General features: G+C 50.1%; 12 protein-coding genes. 5 read left to right on the top strand and 7 right to left on the bottom strand.

Translation table 11 applies throughout. From position 1 onward, the window contains the following. Window positions 1-413 (bottom strand): PAAR domain-containing protein (locus DRI82_RS23935; protein WP_245956895.1); only part of this gene is annotated, 413 nt, incomplete at its 3' end. 525 nt (window positions 414-938) lie between these two features. Here DRI82_RS23935 and rluB point away from each other — a divergent pair. After that, window positions 939-1,811, top strand: coding sequence for a 23S rRNA pseudouridine(2605) synthase RluB (rluB, locus tag DRI82_RS21220; RefSeq protein ID WP_114195899.1), 873 nt, complete (start codon window positions 939-941; stop codon window positions 1,809-1,811). 57 nt (window positions 1,812-1,868) lie between these two features. Here rluB and DRI82_RS21215 read toward each other — a convergent pair whose 3' ends face one another. The 4 genes from DRI82_RS21215 to DRI82_RS21200 all read right to left on the bottom strand — a co-directional run bounded on the left by DRI82_RS21215 (window position 1,869) and on the right by DRI82_RS21200 (window position 3,922). Next, window positions 1,869-2,159: a HigA family addiction module antitoxin gene (locus DRI82_RS21215; protein ID WP_114195898.1), complete on the bottom strand. Its 291-nt coding sequence runs from the start codon at window positions 2,157-2,159 to the stop codon at window positions 1,869-1,871. Between the two features lie 8 nt (window positions 2,160-2,167). Beyond that, window positions 2,168-2,446 carry a type II toxin-antitoxin system RelE/ParE family toxin gene (locus DRI82_RS21210; RefSeq protein ID WP_114195897.1) on the bottom strand — a complete coding sequence of 93 codons (279 nt, stop codon included), beginning with the start codon at window positions 2,444-2,446 and terminating at the stop codon, window positions 2,168-2,170. Between the two features lie 101 nt (window positions 2,447-2,547). Further along, window positions 2,548-3,138, bottom strand: coding sequence for a cob(I)yrinic acid a,c-diamide adenosyltransferase (gene cobO, locus DRI82_RS21205; RefSeq protein WP_114195896.1), 591 nt, complete (start codon window positions 3,136-3,138; stop codon window positions 2,548-2,550). Between the two features lie 22 nt (window positions 3,139-3,160). Then, a complete protein-coding gene (locus DRI82_RS21200) occupies window positions 3,161-3,922 on the bottom strand; it encodes a YciK family oxidoreductase (protein ID WP_114195895.1) in 762 nt (253 codons plus the stop codon). 356 nt (window positions 3,923-4,278) lie between these two features. Here DRI82_RS21200 and sohB point away from each other — a divergent pair, with 356 nt between their 5' ends. Beyond that, entirely contained in the window at window positions 4,279-5,322 is a 1,044-nt protein-coding gene (sohB, locus tag DRI82_RS21195) for a protease SohB (protein ID WP_114195894.1), read from the top strand. A gap of 38 nt (window positions 5,323-5,360) precedes the next feature. On the opposite strand, the gene DRI82_RS21190 is transcribed toward sohB, so the two are convergent. After that, complete coding sequence (locus DRI82_RS21190; protein ID WP_425452685.1) at window positions 5,361-5,639, bottom strand: YciN family protein; 279 nt, start codon at window positions 5,637-5,639, stop codon at window positions 5,361-5,363. Between the two features lie 438 nt (window positions 5,640-6,077). Here DRI82_RS21190 and topA point away from each other — a divergent pair, with 438 nt between their 5' ends. From topA to acnA, 3 genes are all read left to right on the top strand, one after another. Continuing rightward, window positions 6,078-8,675 (top strand): type I DNA topoisomerase, encoded by a 2,598-nt coding sequence (gene topA, locus DRI82_RS21180; protein ID WP_114195892.1) that lies wholly within the window; start codon window positions 6,078-6,080, stop codon window positions 8,673-8,675. A 394-nt stretch (window positions 8,676-9,069) separates the two neighbouring features. Continuing rightward, window positions 9,070-10,044, top strand: coding sequence for an HTH-type transcriptional regulator CysB (gene cysB, locus DRI82_RS21175; RefSeq protein ID WP_114195891.1), 975 nt, complete (start codon window positions 9,070-9,072; stop codon window positions 10,042-10,044). Window positions 10,045-10,325: 281 nt separating this feature from the next. Beyond that, window positions 10,326-12,998, top strand: coding sequence for an aconitate hydratase AcnA (gene acnA / locus DRI82_RS21170; protein WP_114195890.1), 2,673 nt, complete (start codon window positions 10,326-10,328; stop codon window positions 12,996-12,998). Window positions 12,999-13,078: 80 nt separating this feature from the next. On the opposite strand, the gene glgC is transcribed toward acnA, so the two are convergent. Then, the gene (glgC, locus tag DRI82_RS21165; protein ID WP_114195889.1) at window positions 13,079-14,359 is read right to left on the bottom strand and encodes a glucose-1-phosphate adenylyltransferase; all 1,281 of its coding nucleotides are present in this window, start codon (window positions 14,357-14,359) and stop codon (window positions 13,079-13,081) included. Between the last annotated feature and the right edge of the window lie 615 nt (window positions 14,360-14,974).

The following is a 14,974-nucleotide window of genomic DNA, read 5'->3' as shown; positions in this document are numbered from 1 at the left end:
GACTCCTGTTGCATTGGTTGCTCTATTATGTGCTTTTTAGCTGATTGTGCGTGTTGTTCCGGCTCTTGAACGGGTTCAGGGGCAGTTTTCGCTGGTGCTGGGACTGCTTTTACTGGCGCATTCTGGTAGGGGCCATGTTTAGCCCAGGTTTGAGAAGGAATAAAAAAAGCCTTACACGGGCAGGTTGAGCGACTATAAAGCGTACTTGCTGCCAGACAGCCATGAATAATTTCTCCAGGATGGCCTCCACTGACGCTGTATACACCAGGATGTTTACCGCATGACACTTTGTTGCCCTGAACCGCTTGCGGATTAAGGTTACTGCCAAATTTTTGCCCTTTTGGATGTCCTTCAAGAACACTCCCCCCGCAGGAAGTTCTGTCCCCCTTTATAATCCAGTAACCTAATGTCATAAGTCCCTCTACTTGTTATGGAAATAATCACATTGGTGATTTTACAAACAATAACCACATGCGCAACAAGTAGTAGGTTTAAGAGAAACAGCATTTCGTAACATTCGGTAAACAGAACACCGTAAGACAATTTTAGCGGGATCTGGTTTTGCGTCAGGGAGGGTAAAATGTGAATTCGGGAAGTTGTCAGGGTCAGAACTGCAGTCTTGAGGATATGGACCAGTTTTTATGCTCTTCGGTTAAGGGTGGAGAAAAGACTGGAAGGGTGAGTTTACAGCACAAAGTTCCTCTCATAATTTATTCATCACATGGCGTATTTTATCATAAAACCCCTAAAATGAGAGCGCTTATCATTTGTAGGTTTATAATATCGACATAAGTGTACATCTGACTGTACAACACTGAGGGTTACACGTAGGTGAAAACGATGTATAATGACATTGTCTATAAAGACTAAGTTATTGAAAATAAAATATATTTTATTTTCCCACAGACGCCTGTGAAGGCGACATTAGAGGTTGCTCAATGAGCGAAAAGTTACAGAAAGTTCTGGCGAGAGCCGGTCACGGTTCACGTCGTGAAATAGAAGGATTGATTCAGCAGGGACGGGTCAGTGTCGATGGCAAAATTGCCACCCTGGGCGATCGTGTTGACGTTGTTGCAGGCATGAAAATTCGTATGGATGGCCACGTAGTTTCGATCAAAGAAACTGAAGAGGACGTCTGTCGCGTACTGGCATACTATAAACCTGAAGGTGAACTGTGTACCCGCAGCGACCCTGAAGGGCGTCCTACCGTTTTTGACCGTCTGCCCAAGCTGCATGGTTCGCGCTGGGTGGCCGTAGGTCGACTGGACGTTAATACATCAGGCCTATTGTTATTCACAACGGATGGCGAACTGGCCAACCGTCTGATGCATCCAAGTCGTGAAGTTGAGCGTGAATATGCCGTGCGCGTATTTGGTAAGATTGACGACGAAAAAATCAAGCAACTGAGTAAAGGCGTTCAACTGGAAGACGGCCCAGCCGCGTTCCGCACCATCACCTATCAGGGTGGGGAAGGGATGAACCAATGGTACAACGTGACGCTGACCGAAGGACGCAACCGTGAAGTTCGTCGTTTGTGGGAAGCCATCGGCATCCAGGTCAGTCGTCTGATTCGTGTACGTTATGGTGACATCAACTTACCGAAAGGTCTGCCCCGCGGTGGCTGGACTGAGCTTGAGCTGACGGATATCAATTACCTGCGCGAACTGGTTGAGTTGAAACCAGAAACGGTCACCAAAGTTCCGGTTGAACGTGAGCGCCGTCGTGTTAAAGCCAATCAGATTCGCCGTGCGGTCAAACGTCATACGCAGGTTGCTTCTACCCGTCGCAGTGCACCGGGTAAGCGTGGCTAATCAGTAAAAATCGACAGTTATCAAATGAAACCGCGGCTCAGGCTGCGGTTTTTCGTTTTAACGAGGGGGTGTTGTGGTGAAAAGCGGCAAAATCCTAGGGCGCTGTCGCTGGGATGCAACCCACAAGTCGTACTGAGCCTGCATAGTTAGCCACATCTCGGCACCGGTACCCAATGCTTCATCAAGGCGGAGCGCCATATCAGCAGAAATTCCGGCCTTACCATTAAGAATGCGCGAAAGTGTGACCCGTGTGATGCCCAATGCGTCAGAGGCATGAGTAATTGACATCTCACCCAGAAATTCACGTAAGACCTCTCCGGGGTGAGCCGGATTATGCATTCTACTCATAAATCACCTCAGTGATAGTTTTGATAATCCACAAGAAATGCATCCTTTCCAATAAAGAAAAATGTCAGTCTCCAATGACCATTTACTGAGACTGACCAATGCTCTGCGAGATCACCTTTTAAAGGATGAAGTCGCCAGGAACAGACATTCATCCCTTCTGGGCCGGAGGCAGAATCAAGAGCAGTTAATTGCAACCGCAGTTTAGCAACGTGCTTATTCTGTATTCCTGATGTCGAGCCATAGTAGAAGAAATTCGCTAACCCTTTATGACGGAAACTTTTAATCATCGCTCATTACCGTATAGTGTATCGTTGCACTATACGTTCCGAAAGTGATTTCTCAAGTTTTTTTGTTTTTGGTGATAGAGATTTGCGGCGCGTGCTGCACATTACCAATCAATACCCTTCTGCGCCTTGATCCCGGCATCAAACGCGTGTTTGACCGGGCGCAGTTCGCTCACGGTATCCGCCAACTCAAGCAGATCGCGGTGACAGCCGCGCCCGGTGATGATTACCGTTTGGTGCGCCGGGCGGGCGTTCAAGGCTTCTATAACATCTTCAAGCGCCAGATAGCCGTAGCTCACCATGTAGGTCAACTCGTCCAGTACCACTAGATCAAGCGCGTCATCAGCCAACATCCGCTTTCCATGTTGCCAAACTTCCTGACAGGCGGCGGTATCGGTATCGCGGTTCTGCGTATCCCAGGTAAAGCCCGTGGCCATCACCTGAAATTCAACGCCGTGCTGCTGGAGCAGGTTTTTCTCACCATTGGGCCAATCGCCTTTGATGAATTGAATCACTGCGGCATTCATGCCATGGCCGACGGCGCGGGTTACGGTACCGAAAGCCGCAGTGGTTTTGCCTTTGCCATTCCCGGTAAAAACGATCACTATGCCGCGTGTTTCCTGGGCCGCCGCAATACGTGCATCGACTTTTTCTTTTATACGCTGCTGCCTCTGCTGGTGGCGTTCTTCGCTCATGGCTTCCTCTTTTGCTGTCTTTTTATTCTGCCGGACCCGGTTTGCGACCCGGTTGGGCATCGAAACTCATGCCTGTTTTACGGCGGCTGTCATCGCCCATTAAATAGAGGTAAAGCGGCATGATATCAGCCGGTGTTTTCAGTTTTTGTGCGTCTTCCTCCGGGAAGGCAGATGCGCGCATTTGGGTGCGTGTCCCCCCCGGGTTGATGCAATTCACCCGCAAATTCGTCTGTTTATACTCATCAGCCAGCACTTGCATCATGCCTTCTGTAGCGAACTTTGAAACCGAATACGCTCCCCAACCAGCACGTCCCTGACGGCCCACGCTGGAACTGGTAAAAATAAGCGATGCATGGGGGGATTTCAGAAGCAAAGGCAACAGGGCCTGCGTGAGAATGAATGTCCCGTTGACGTTCACCTGCATGACCTGATTCCAGACGCTAATCTTCTGCTCGGCCATGGGGGCGATATCCCCCAACAACCCCGCATTATGCAAAACCCCATCCAGTTGCGGCACATCCTGGGCAAGATGGTTCGCCAGATGTTCGCACTGTGCCGGTGTCGCAGTGAGCAGATCCAACGTCAGGATCTGCGCCGGGAGATATCCGGCTTTGGCGATCTCCTGCTGGACGGCGAGGAGTTTACTTTCTGTACGCCCCAACAGAATCAGACGCGCACCAAAGCGGGCATAAGTCAGCGCGGCCTCGCGACCGATTCCGTCACCCGCACCGGTGACCAGAATTATGCGTTGATCAAGTAAGTCATGTTTGGGATGGTAATGCATATCGATACCTCTCGCTCGGTCAGGGGTGTGTCAGGAATAGGCGCATAACACACCGGGAAAGGAACGCAATGGGAGCAGCGGCTCAACCTGAATGGCGTTCCTGTTGCGAATTTTGTCATATCTTTTCGATGGATAATCTGTGTTATATGCCTTAAATGGATCGCGTTTTCAATGATTAACCACCTTTAAGCGCATTCTTTTGTAACAAAAAAGAAACGGCAGGTACGGGCTTTTGCGGTAAATACCCGCATATTGTCAATATGGTGCAGATTTTCGCATTCTTGCAAGACGTGGGTGAGCGGATTGTCTAAAATGAGCGGTAATTTTCTAACAAACTGTAATTTAAGGCGGAATATGTGGAGTTAATGTCTCTTTATGGCCTGTTTCTGGCCAAAGTAGTGACCGTCGTGGTGGCTATCGCGGCGCTGGTGATACTTGCCGTCAGTCTCGGACAGCGTAAAGCAAAGCGCAAAGGTGAATTACAGCTGATCAATTTGAGTGAGGATTACCGCGAAATGCAGCGTGAAATGCGCCTGGCGCGCATGGATCAGGCTGAGCAGAAAATTCGCACCAAAGAGCTGAAAAAACAGCATAAAGTCGAAGCCAAGCAGAAAAAACAGCGTGCCAAAACTGGTGCAAGCAGTACCAAACCGTACCTGTACGTGCTTGATTTCAAAGGCAGCATGGATGCCCATGAAGTGACTTCTTTACGTGAAGAGATTTCCGCGGTGCTGGCTGTTGCCACCCCGCAGGACGAAGTGCTGTTGCGTCTGGAGAGTCCTGGTGGCGTCGTGCATGGTTACGGATTGGCCGCTTCACAATTGACGCGTTTGCGTCAGGGCGGCGTTCGACTGACCGTGGCCGTTGACAAAGTGGCTGCCAGCGGCGGTTACATGATGGCTTGCGTGGCAGATCGCATCATTGCCGCACCGTTCGCGATCATAGGTTCGATCGGCGTTGTGGCGCAGATCCCCAACTTCCATCGTCTGTTGAAGAAAAATGACATTGATATGGAACTGCACACGGCAGGGGAATATAAACGTACCCTGACACTGTTTGGTGAAAACACCGAACAGGGGCGGGAAAAATTCCGCGAAGATCTCAATGACACACACGTTCTGTTCAAGGATTTCGTCAAACAACAGCGCCCATCGCTGGATATCGACAGCGTGGCAACAGGTGAGCACTGGTTTGGTACCCAGGCGCGTGACAATGGCTTGATCGATGGTATTGGCACCAGTGATGATTTGTTGATCGCCGAAATGGAAAACCACGAGGTGATTGCTGTGCGTTACACCCGACGCAAACGCTTCATGGATCGCTTTACGGGCAGTGCAGCAGAGAGCGTGGATCGTCTCTTGCTGCGCTGGTGGCAACGTAGTGAAAAGCCGTTGTTATAGAAAGGCGAAGAGGGGCTGCGGCCCCTTTTTTACGCGTATTAATTTTCGAGATGGTATTTCTCGGAAAGCACGTGTGCAAGATGTTTAAACATATTAAATACGGCGGTTGTTTTTGCGGTCGGTAAACCGTCTGGATCCAGGAAAAATTCTCCGCGGAACACCAGAACTTCGCCTTTTTGATCAACCTCGGTGGCGATCATTCCGTGCAAATAATCTTCATGCTGGCGGATGATGTTATTAGCTTCCATGAGTAATGCTTCACGGGTGATTGGGGATGTATTTCCGCGCAAAATAGTAACTCCTAAAACAATAGCCATTACAAAATGTATTAGCCTTATTGTAATGCCCGTGGTGACTAAACCGCAAACAGGTTGTGGAAAGCGTTGATAGAGGGTTTCAGTGAGCGATTTTGGTAAGAAAGGTCACAATGGCGAAAAGACGGAATCCGTGCTAATTAAGTTGCGTGGCATTTTTTATCAGGTAGAGTGTGGGATTTTGCGGCTTCGGGTGGAATGTTTTCTTTACGCCTGCTGCGAGACAAATGTTGTTAAGCCTCTGTTATGTGAGCAGGTGCGTCGCCAAAACCGAGGTGTATCATGGTTTTGCATTTCCATTGAGCGGTTATTCGCTGAATTGAAAAAAATCTGTTGATCTCCTGACTCAGTGCCGCAATATAAAAAAGAGATTCACGATGCTGCGGCATAGCGAGATAAAAAACTTCTTTTTCGAAAGAATTAATTTAGGTAAAGGTAATTATGGGCAAAGCTCTCGTAATAGTTGAGTCCCCGGCAAAAGCCAAAACTATTAATAAATATTTAGGAAGTGACTACGTGGTTAAGTCCAGCGTCGGTCATATCCGTGATTTGCCGACCAGTGGCTCGGCAAGTAAAAAAAGCGCTGAATCCACCGAAGAAAAACCAAAGAAAAAAGTAAAAAAGGATGAGAAGGCGGCGCTGGTTAATCGCATGGGTGTCGATCCTTATCATGGCTGGCAGGCGCAATATGAAATTCTGCCGGGTAAAGAAAAAGTTGTCGCTGAGTTAAAAGCGTTGGCGCAAAACGCCGACCATATTTATCTCGCAACTGACCTTGACCGCGAAGGGGAAGCCATTGCCTGGCACCTGCGGGAAGTGATTGGTGGTGATGACAAGCGGTTCAGTCGGGTGGTGTTTAACGAAATCACCAAGAATGCCATTCAGCAGGCGTTCAAACAGCCGGGTGAACTGAATATTGATCGTGTAAATGCCCAGCAGGCCAGGCGTTTCATGGATCGCGTGGTGGGCTATATGGTCTCGCCACTGCTGTGGAAAAAGATTGCCCGAGGCCTGTCAGCCGGTCGTGTGCAATCTGTTGCCGTGCGACTGGTGGTTGAGCGTGAACGTGAAATCAAAGCGTTCGTGCCGGAAGAGTACTGGGAATTACATGCCGATCTGCTGGCGAAAGGCGATACGGCGTTGCAGATGCAAGTCACCCATGCGCTGGGCAAGCCGTTTAAACCGGTTAACCGTGAGCAGACCCACGCGGCACTCGCATTGTTGGAAAAGGCCCGTTACACGGTTGAAGATCGTGAAGACAAACCGACCAGCAGCAAACCTGGTGCGCCGTTCATCACCTCAACGTTGCAGCAGGCCGCCAGTACCCGTCTGGGCTTTGGCGTGAAGAAAACCATGATGATGGCGCAGCGCTTGTATGAAGCGGGCCACATTACGTACATGCGTACTGACTCCACCAACCTGAGCCAGGATGCGCTGACGGCGATTCGTGATTATATCTCCGGTAATTTTGGCAAGAAATACCTGCCGAAAGACCCGCTTCACTACAGCAGCAAAGAGAACTCCCAGGAAGCGCACGAAGCGATTCGCCCTTCCGATGTCAACGTTCTGGCTGAACAGTTGAAAGACATGGAAGCCGATGCGCAAAAGCTGTACCAACTGATCTGGCGTCAGGTTGTTGCCTGTCAGATGACCCCTGCGCAATACGATTCCACCACGCTGACCGTGAAGGCCGGTGATTACCAGTTGCGCGCCAAAGGCCGCACGCTGCGTTTTGACGGCTGGACGAAAGTCATGCCAGCGCTGCGTAAGGGTGACGAAGACCGCACCTTGCCGCTGGTAGAAGTCGGAACAGAACTCGATTTACAGAAGCTGTTGCCGAGCCAGCATTTCACCAAACCGCCTGCGCGTTTCAGCGATGCGTCGCTGGTGAAAGAGCTTGAGAAACGTGGCATTGGTCGTCCGTCCACTTATGCATCCATTATTTCGACTATCCAGGATCGCGGCTACGTTCGGGTTGAAAACCGCCGTTTCTACGCCGAGAAAATGGGTGAAATCGTTACCGATCGCCTGGAAGAAAATTTCCGCGAATTGATGAATTACGATTTCACTGCGCGGATGGAAGATGGCCTCGATCAGGTTGCCAACAACAAAGCTGAATGGAAGAAAGTGCTCGACGGTTTCTTCACCGAGTTCAGCCAGCAGCTTGAATTGGCTGAAAAGGATCCGGAAGAGGGTGGAATGCGCCCGAACCAGATGATTCAGACCAGCATCGACTGCCCGACCTGTGGCCGTAAAATGGGTATCCGCACTGCCAGCACCGGGGTTTTCCTCGGCTGTTCTGGTTATGCACTGCCACCGAAAGAGCGCTGCAAAACCACGATCAACCTGGTGCCGGAAAACGAAGTACTCAACGTGCTGGAAGGCGATGATGCCGAAACCAACGCCTTGCGTGCCCGCCATCGCTGCCAGAAGTGTGGCACCGCGATGGACAGCTACCTGATCGACAATCAGCGCAAATTGCACGTCTGCGGTAATAACCCCGCTTGCGATGGCTATGAGATCGAACAGGGTGAATTCCGCATCAAAGGCTATGACGGCCCGATCGTTGAATGCGAAAAATGTGGCTCCGAGATGCACCTGAAAATGGGGCGTTTTGGTAAATACATGGGTTGTACCAACGACGAATGTAAAAACACCCGAAAGATCTTGCGCAACGGCGAAGTTGCTCCGCCGAAAGAAGATCCGGTTCCGTTGCCAGAACTGCCGTGTGAAAAGTCTGACGCGTATTTTGTGTTGCGCGATGGCGCAGCCGGTGTGTTCCTGGCAGCCAATACTTTCCCTAAATCGCGTGAAACCCGCGCGCCGTTGGTGGAAGAGTTGGCCCGGTTCAAAGATCGCCTGCCAGAAAAATTGCGTTATTTAGCCGATGCGCCAGTCGTTGATGCCGATGGCAATAAAACGATGGTGCGTTTCAGCCGCAAGACCAAGCAGCAATACGTCTCGTCTGAGAAAGACGGTAAAGCGACCGGCTGGTCCGCGTTTTATGTGGACGGTAAGTGGGTGGTAGGTAAGAAGTAAACGTTACGCTGCCTGTACTACCGTAACGTAAAAAACCAGCGTTTGGACTGACCAGGAAAAATTGGTCAGTTTGACGCTGGTTTTTTTATACCCTAAAGATCTATTATGTTGATGGCTTTGCCTTCCTATTCGTCGGATGGTTATATAGAAACTGCAAAAAAAAAAACGCCACAAGATCCCAATCGCACGTCTATACATGAGCTTGGGAAATGATATAGTGGTTATATAAAAATATTTTTTATGATTAAAGGGCATTACCGCCTTATTGACCGGGGTAAACCGGTAAGGCGATAGCGGTTTTTTGACGATCATAAAAAGACGACACAGCAACTATCACGACATCAATATGCCTGGCTGCCTGAACGGCAGTGTTCAAACTAGGATGGTCTAAGCTATGAAATTGCAGCAGCTTCGTTATATCGTGGAAGTTGTTAATCACAATCTGAACGTCTCTTCCACTGCGGAAGGACTCTATACTTCGCAACCCGGCATCAGTAAGCAGGTGCGGATGCTCGAAGATGAACTGGGGATTCAGATTTTTGCCCGTAGCGGCAAGCACCTGACCCAGGTCACTCCTGCGGGTTTAGAGATCATTCGGATTGCACGCGAAGTATTGTCAAAAGTCGATGCGATTAAGGCTGTTGCCGGTGAACATACTTATCCAGACAAAGGCTCGCTGTATGTGGCTACCACCCATACCCAGGCGCGTTATGCGTTGCCCAACGTGATTAAAGGCTTTATCGAACGCTATCCGCGCGTCTCCCTGCATATGCATCAGGGCTCGCCAACGCAGATTGCAGAAGCCGTATCGAAAGGGTCGGCTGACTTCGCGATTGCGACGGAAGCGCTGCATTTGTACGATGATTTGATCATGTTGCCATGCTACCACTGGAATCGTGCTGTTGTGGTTCAGCCCGATCACCCTCTCGCAGGCAAAGATCATGTGGCGATTGAAGAGCTGGCCTCTTACCCCATCGTAACCTATACCTTTGGTTTTACTGGCCGTTCTGAACTGGATACCGCGTTTAACCGGGCAGGACTTACCCCGCGAATCGTCTTTACCGCGACCGATGCGGACGTGATTAAGACCTATGTACGCCTCGGTTTGGGGGTGGGTGTTATCGCCAGCATGGCGGTTGATCCGATTCAGGATCCGGATCTGGTGACGGTAGATGCAGGTGATATTTTCACTTACAGCACGACTAAAATCGGCTTTCGCCGCAGCACCTTCCTCCGTAGCTACATGTACGATTTTATCCAGCGCTTTGCCCCGCATCTGACGCGTGATGTCGTCGACAACGCCGTTGCCCTGCGCTCAAACGATGATATCGAAGCGATGTTCAAGGACATTAAACTGCCGGTGAAATGATCCTGCCAGACTAAACGCACCGCGACGCACCGCGCGATTTTTTCTGGTTGCCCACTGTACCTTCACGTAGTTTCTGGCGTGATGGTACAGTATCCATATTCTGCTTCAGCGCTATTCCCTTCTTTATCCTCGGTTTTCGGCTATCGTTATTATCAAATCGAGTTGTTATCAAAACGTTACAGCCTGTTTGTGTTATCTTTAATAGAATACGTACTATCTGGCAGGTTTTACCGCCTGACCCGCATCTCATGTCTTTTCGTATAATAAGAAATGGAGGAGTTATGTCGTCCGATCTTCGAGAAAAGAGTAAGGAGCAGCTGGAAGCACTGAACAAGACGTATCACTACTACAGCTTGCCGCATGCCGCTCAAACGCTGGGCAATATCGACCGACTGCCCAAATCATTGAAAGTGTTGCTGGAGAACCTTCTGCGTAATGTGGATGGCGATACTGTGACAGAGGATGACCTACAGGCCATTGTCGACTGGCAAAAAACCGGTCACGCCGATCGTGAAATTGCTTACCGTCCGGCCCGGGTGTTGATGCAGGATTTTACCGGTGTCCCCGCGGTGGTCGATTTGGCGGCTATGCGTGAAGCTGTGCAACGATTGGGCGGCAATGTCGCTCAGGTGAATCCGCTATCCCCGGTTGATCTGGTCATTGACCACTCGGTAACGGTGGATGAGTACGGTGACAGCAGAGCCTTTACCGAAAACGTCCGGCTGGAAATGGAGCGTAATCACGAGCGCTATACATTCTTGCGTTGGGGGCAGAAAGCCTTCAATCGTTTCCGCGTTGTCCCACCTGGAACCGGGATCTGCCATCAGGTCAATCTGGAGTATTTGGGGCAGACCGTCTGGCATGAAGATCAGGATGGCAAAAGAATCGCCTATCCAGATACGTTGGTTGGTACAGATTCACATACCACGATGATCAATGGCCTGGGCATTCTGGGCTGGGGCGTGGGTGGCATTGAAGCCGAGGCTGCCATGCTCGGCCAGCCAGTCTCCATGCTGATTCCAGACGTGGTGGGCTTTAAGCTGACGGGCAAATTGAGCGAAGGTATTACAGCAACGGATCTGGTATTGACCGTCACGCAGATGCTGCGTAAGCACGGTGTGGTCGGTAAGTTTGTTGAATTCTATGGTGATGGTCTGGCGGATCTGCCGTTGGCCGATCGCGCGACCATCGCCAATATGTCACCTGAATTTGGCGCGACCTGCGGCTTCTTCCCGGTGGATGAAGTGACGCTAAGCTATTTGATGCTCACGGGGCGCAGCAAAGAACAAATCGCACTGGTCGAAGCCTATAGCCAGGCGCAGGGATTGTGGCGTCATGCAGGCGACGAGCCTATTTTCACCAGTGCGCTTGAACTGGATATGGGGTCGGTGGAGTCAAGTCTGGCCGGGCCGAAACGTCCGCAGGATCGCGTGGCGTTGGCGAATGTCCCGCAAGCTTTCAATGCTGCCAACGATCTTGAATTGGGCACGCAGAAAGGGCGCACAGAATCTGAAAAATTCACGCTTAATGGAACGGAACATGAACTGCTCAATGGCGCAGTGGTTATCGCTGCGATAACGTCCTGTACCAATACTTCAAACCCAAGCGTACTGATGGCCGCGGGTCTTCTGGCGAAGAAGGCTTCTGAAAGAGGATTGTATAGCAAACCTTGGGTTAAAACGTCGCTGGCACCCGGTTCGAAAGTGGTGACCGACTATCTTAATGCTGCCGGGCTGACATCTTATCTTGAAAAACTCGGGTTCAATCTGGTGGGATATGGTTGTACGACCTGTATTGGCAACTCCGGCCCGCTGCCTGATCCGATCGAAAAAGCCATTAAAGAGGGCGACTTAACGGTGGGTGCGGTGCTATCGGGTAACCGTAACTTTGAAGGACGCATTCATCCGCTGATTAAAACCAACTGGCTGGCCTCACCGCCGCTGGTGGTTGCCTATGCCCTGGCCGGAAACATGAAGCTGGACCTGAAAAATGATCCGCTAGGAACGGATACCGAAGGCAAGCCTGTCTATCTGAAAGATATCTGGCCGAGCGCCAATGAGATTGCCAAAGCGGTCGAAGAGGTGAAGACTGAAATGTTCCACAAGGAGTATGCCGAAGTCTTCAATGGCGATGAGGAGTGGCAGTCCATCAACGTGGAAAGTACGCCTACCTACGACTGGCAATCTGACTCTACCTATATTCGTCTGCCGCCGTTCTTCAGCGACATGCAGGTCGAACCGGTACCGCCCAGGGACATCAAAAATGCCCGCATATTGGCGATTCTGGCGGACTCCGTCACCACCGACCATATCTCCCCCGCAGGCAGTATCAAGCTCGACAGTCCGGCAGGCCGCTACCTGTTGAATCACGGAGTTGAGCAAAAAGAGTTCAACTCATATGGTTCGCGACGGGGTAATTACGAAGTTATGGCGCGCGGTACCTTTGCGAATATCCGTATCCGTAATGAAATGGTGCCGGGTGTGGAGGGCGGTATAACGCGGCATCTCCCTTCGCAGGAGACGTTGGCGATCTACGACGCGGCCATGCGCTATCAGCAGGAAAACGTCCCGCTGGCTGTCGTCGCGGGTAAAGAGTATGGTTCCGGTTCAAGCCGTGACTGGGCTGCGAAAGGTCCTCGCCTGCTGGGTATCCGTGTGGTGATTGCTGAATCCTTCGAACGTATTCACCGTTCGAATCTGATTGGTATGGGCATTCTCCCGTTGGAGTTCCCAGAGGGTGTGACACGCAAAACGCTGCAACTGACCGGCGAAGAAACCATTAGCGTGAGTGGTTTGCAAACCTTGAAGCCGGGGCAGGCAGTGCCCGTGGATTTCACTTATCCTGATGGTCACTCGCAGACGGTTCAGGCGCGCTGTCGTATAGATACCGGGAATGAACTGACCTATTTCCAAAACGACGGTATCTTGAATTACGTCATTCGCAAGATGCTATAAAGACAAAAACCCTCCATCATGGCAAAAATGATGGAGGGTGATCACTCAAATTATTCAGGTAACGCTCTCATTAATAGACGTTACTTGAGTTTTGCCAGCATTTCCTTGGTGACCAATACGGTTCCACCTGCCGAAACATAGAACCTTGCCTTATCTTCGTTGGCGTTCTCCCCGATAATCATGCCTTCCGGAATGACACTACCGCGGTCAACAACGCAGCGGCGCAGGCGACACGATCGACCAACATTGACGTCTGGCAACAGCACGCAAGAATCGACAGAGCAGAATGAATTGATCCTGACTCGTGAGAACAGGACTGAGTTCAACACGACTGAACCGGAAATAATGCACCCTCCGGACACCAGCGTGTTCATGGTCATGCCTGGACTGCCTGAATGATCCTGAACGAATTTGGCCGGAGGCAAAGGTTCTGCATAAGTCCGAATTGGCCAGTTACGGTCATACATATCGAGTTCAGGTGTTACAGCCGCCTGATCCAGGTTGGCTTGCCAATAGGAGTCGAGCGTACCGACATCACGCCAATAATCAGGTGCACCCGAGGCGCTGGTCACGCAGGAGATAGAGAAAGGATGCGCCCAGACCAGCCCTTGAGCCGTGATCTCAGGAAGAATATCTTTACCAAAATCGTGACTGCTGGCCTCGTCGGTGTTGTCCTTGTTCAGCAGATCGAACAGGAACTCGGCGTTGAATACGTAGATACCCATACTCACCAGACTGCGATCGGGATTGTTCGGCATTGCCGGTGGATTTTCCGGTTTTTCCCAAAACGCTTTCACCTGCATATTTTCCGCGACTTCCATCACACCAAACGCGGTAGCCTCTTCGCGCGGCACATCAATACAGGCCACGGTGCAAGGAGAACCACTCTCAACGTGATCAAGTAACATCCGGGAGTAATCCATCTTGTAGATGTGGTCACCGGCCAGGATCACCACGTACTCCGCCTTGTAGCGTTTGATGATGTCCAGATTCTGGTAGACGGCATCTGCGGTACCGCTATACCAGTGTTCGTTCCCCTGACGCTGCTGAGCGGGCAGCAGGTCAATAAATTCGTTCATCTCCTCACTAAGGAATGACCAACCGTGCTGAAGATGCAATAACAGCGTATGTGACTGATATTGCGTAATAACGCCTATGCGGCGAATGCCTGAATTCAGGCAGTTGGATAATGCAAAATCGATGATCCGGTATTTCCCACCAAAGTGAACGGCGGGTTTGGCTCGAACTGAGGTCAGATCCTGGAGACGTGTCCCTCGTCCCCCTGCGAGAACCAAAGCAACGGCTTTGTTCGGCAATTCTTTGGCCAGCATAGCAGTGTGCTTCGTATTTACATTCTGCATGACATCTTCCTTATACATTTGCTGTAAACTCAACCTTATCTGGAGCCTTTCATCGTCATCAATACACCAAGGGCTACGGTATTCATCCCGTGAAGCTCATTGTTATCATGGGCGAAATATGCGCTTTACATTGAGAGGTCAGTCAAATTTTGCACCTTATGTTGGCCGTTATGCCCCGTTACACGGGACCTTGCATCCAAAATGAGATCTCAAAATCAGGCTGGCGGGATGGCTGAGATTCCTATGCCGGTTCTCTCTGTACAGAAGGTGCGTTTCCCACGTTTTTTTCGTGACATATGCTCTGTGAGGTATATTATTAATGCGCAGTTTTATTGTACTGCTCACTATATACCCGTCATTGTTTTCAAGTTATATAATTGTTACTGGAATAACGAAATATCCCATATAAATAAAGTATCAATAAAGAGCCCTTAGAAAATATATAAAATAAGATATCAAAAATGATATTTTAAATTAAATAACGATTTTTAAATTATTTTTAAACGCTTCATTTTTGTGATCCGAGCAAGGTTCTTAATTTCCTTTCTTGATATAGAATGCCCGCACAGTAAAAGGGTAGGCAGGATGAAAACAGCAATTTATTTTTATTAATGA

This window comes from Edaphovirga cremea (genome assembly GCF_003332275.1).
GTDB classification, from domain to species: Bacteria; Pseudomonadota; Gammaproteobacteria; order Enterobacterales; family Enterobacteriaceae; genus Edaphovirga; species Edaphovirga cremea.
Note: the sequence above shows the minus strand (reverse complement) of the source record. Positions and strands in the feature narration are given on the sequence as shown.

Coding starts and splice junctions, on each gene's coding strand:
- rluB (WP_114195899.1), top strand. CDS start 939: ATGAGCGAAAAGTTACAGAAAGTTCTGGCGAGAGCCGGTCACGGTTCA.
- DRI82_RS21215 (WP_114195898.1), bottom strand. CDS start 2,159: ATGAGTAGAATGCATAATCCGGCTCACCCCGGAGAGGTCTTACGTGAA.
- DRI82_RS21210 (WP_114195897.1), bottom strand. CDS start 2,446: ATGATTAAAAGTTTCCGTCATAAAGGGTTAGCGAATTTCTTCTACTAT.
- cobO (WP_114195896.1), bottom strand. CDS start 3,138: ATGAGCGAAGAACGCCACCAGCAGAGGCAGCAGCGTATAAAAGAAAAA.
- DRI82_RS21200 (WP_114195895.1), bottom strand. CDS start 3,922: ATGCATTACCATCCCAAACATGACTTACTTGATCAACGCATAATTCTG.
- DRI82_RS21190 (WP_425452685.1), bottom strand. CDS start 5,639: ATGGCTATTGTTTTAGGAGTTACTATTTTGCGCGGAAATACATCCCCA.
- topA (WP_114195892.1), top strand. CDS start 6,078: ATGGGCAAAGCTCTCGTAATAGTTGAGTCCCCGGCAAAAGCCAAAACT.
- cysB (WP_114195891.1), top strand. CDS start 9,070: ATGAAATTGCAGCAGCTTCGTTATATCGTGGAAGTTGTTAATCACAAT.
- acnA (WP_114195890.1), top strand. CDS start 10,326: ATGTCGTCCGATCTTCGAGAAAAGAGTAAGGAGCAGCTGGAAGCACTG.
- glgC (WP_114195889.1), bottom strand. CDS start 14,359: ATGCAGAATGTAAATACGAAGCACACTGCTATGCTGGCCAAAGAATTG.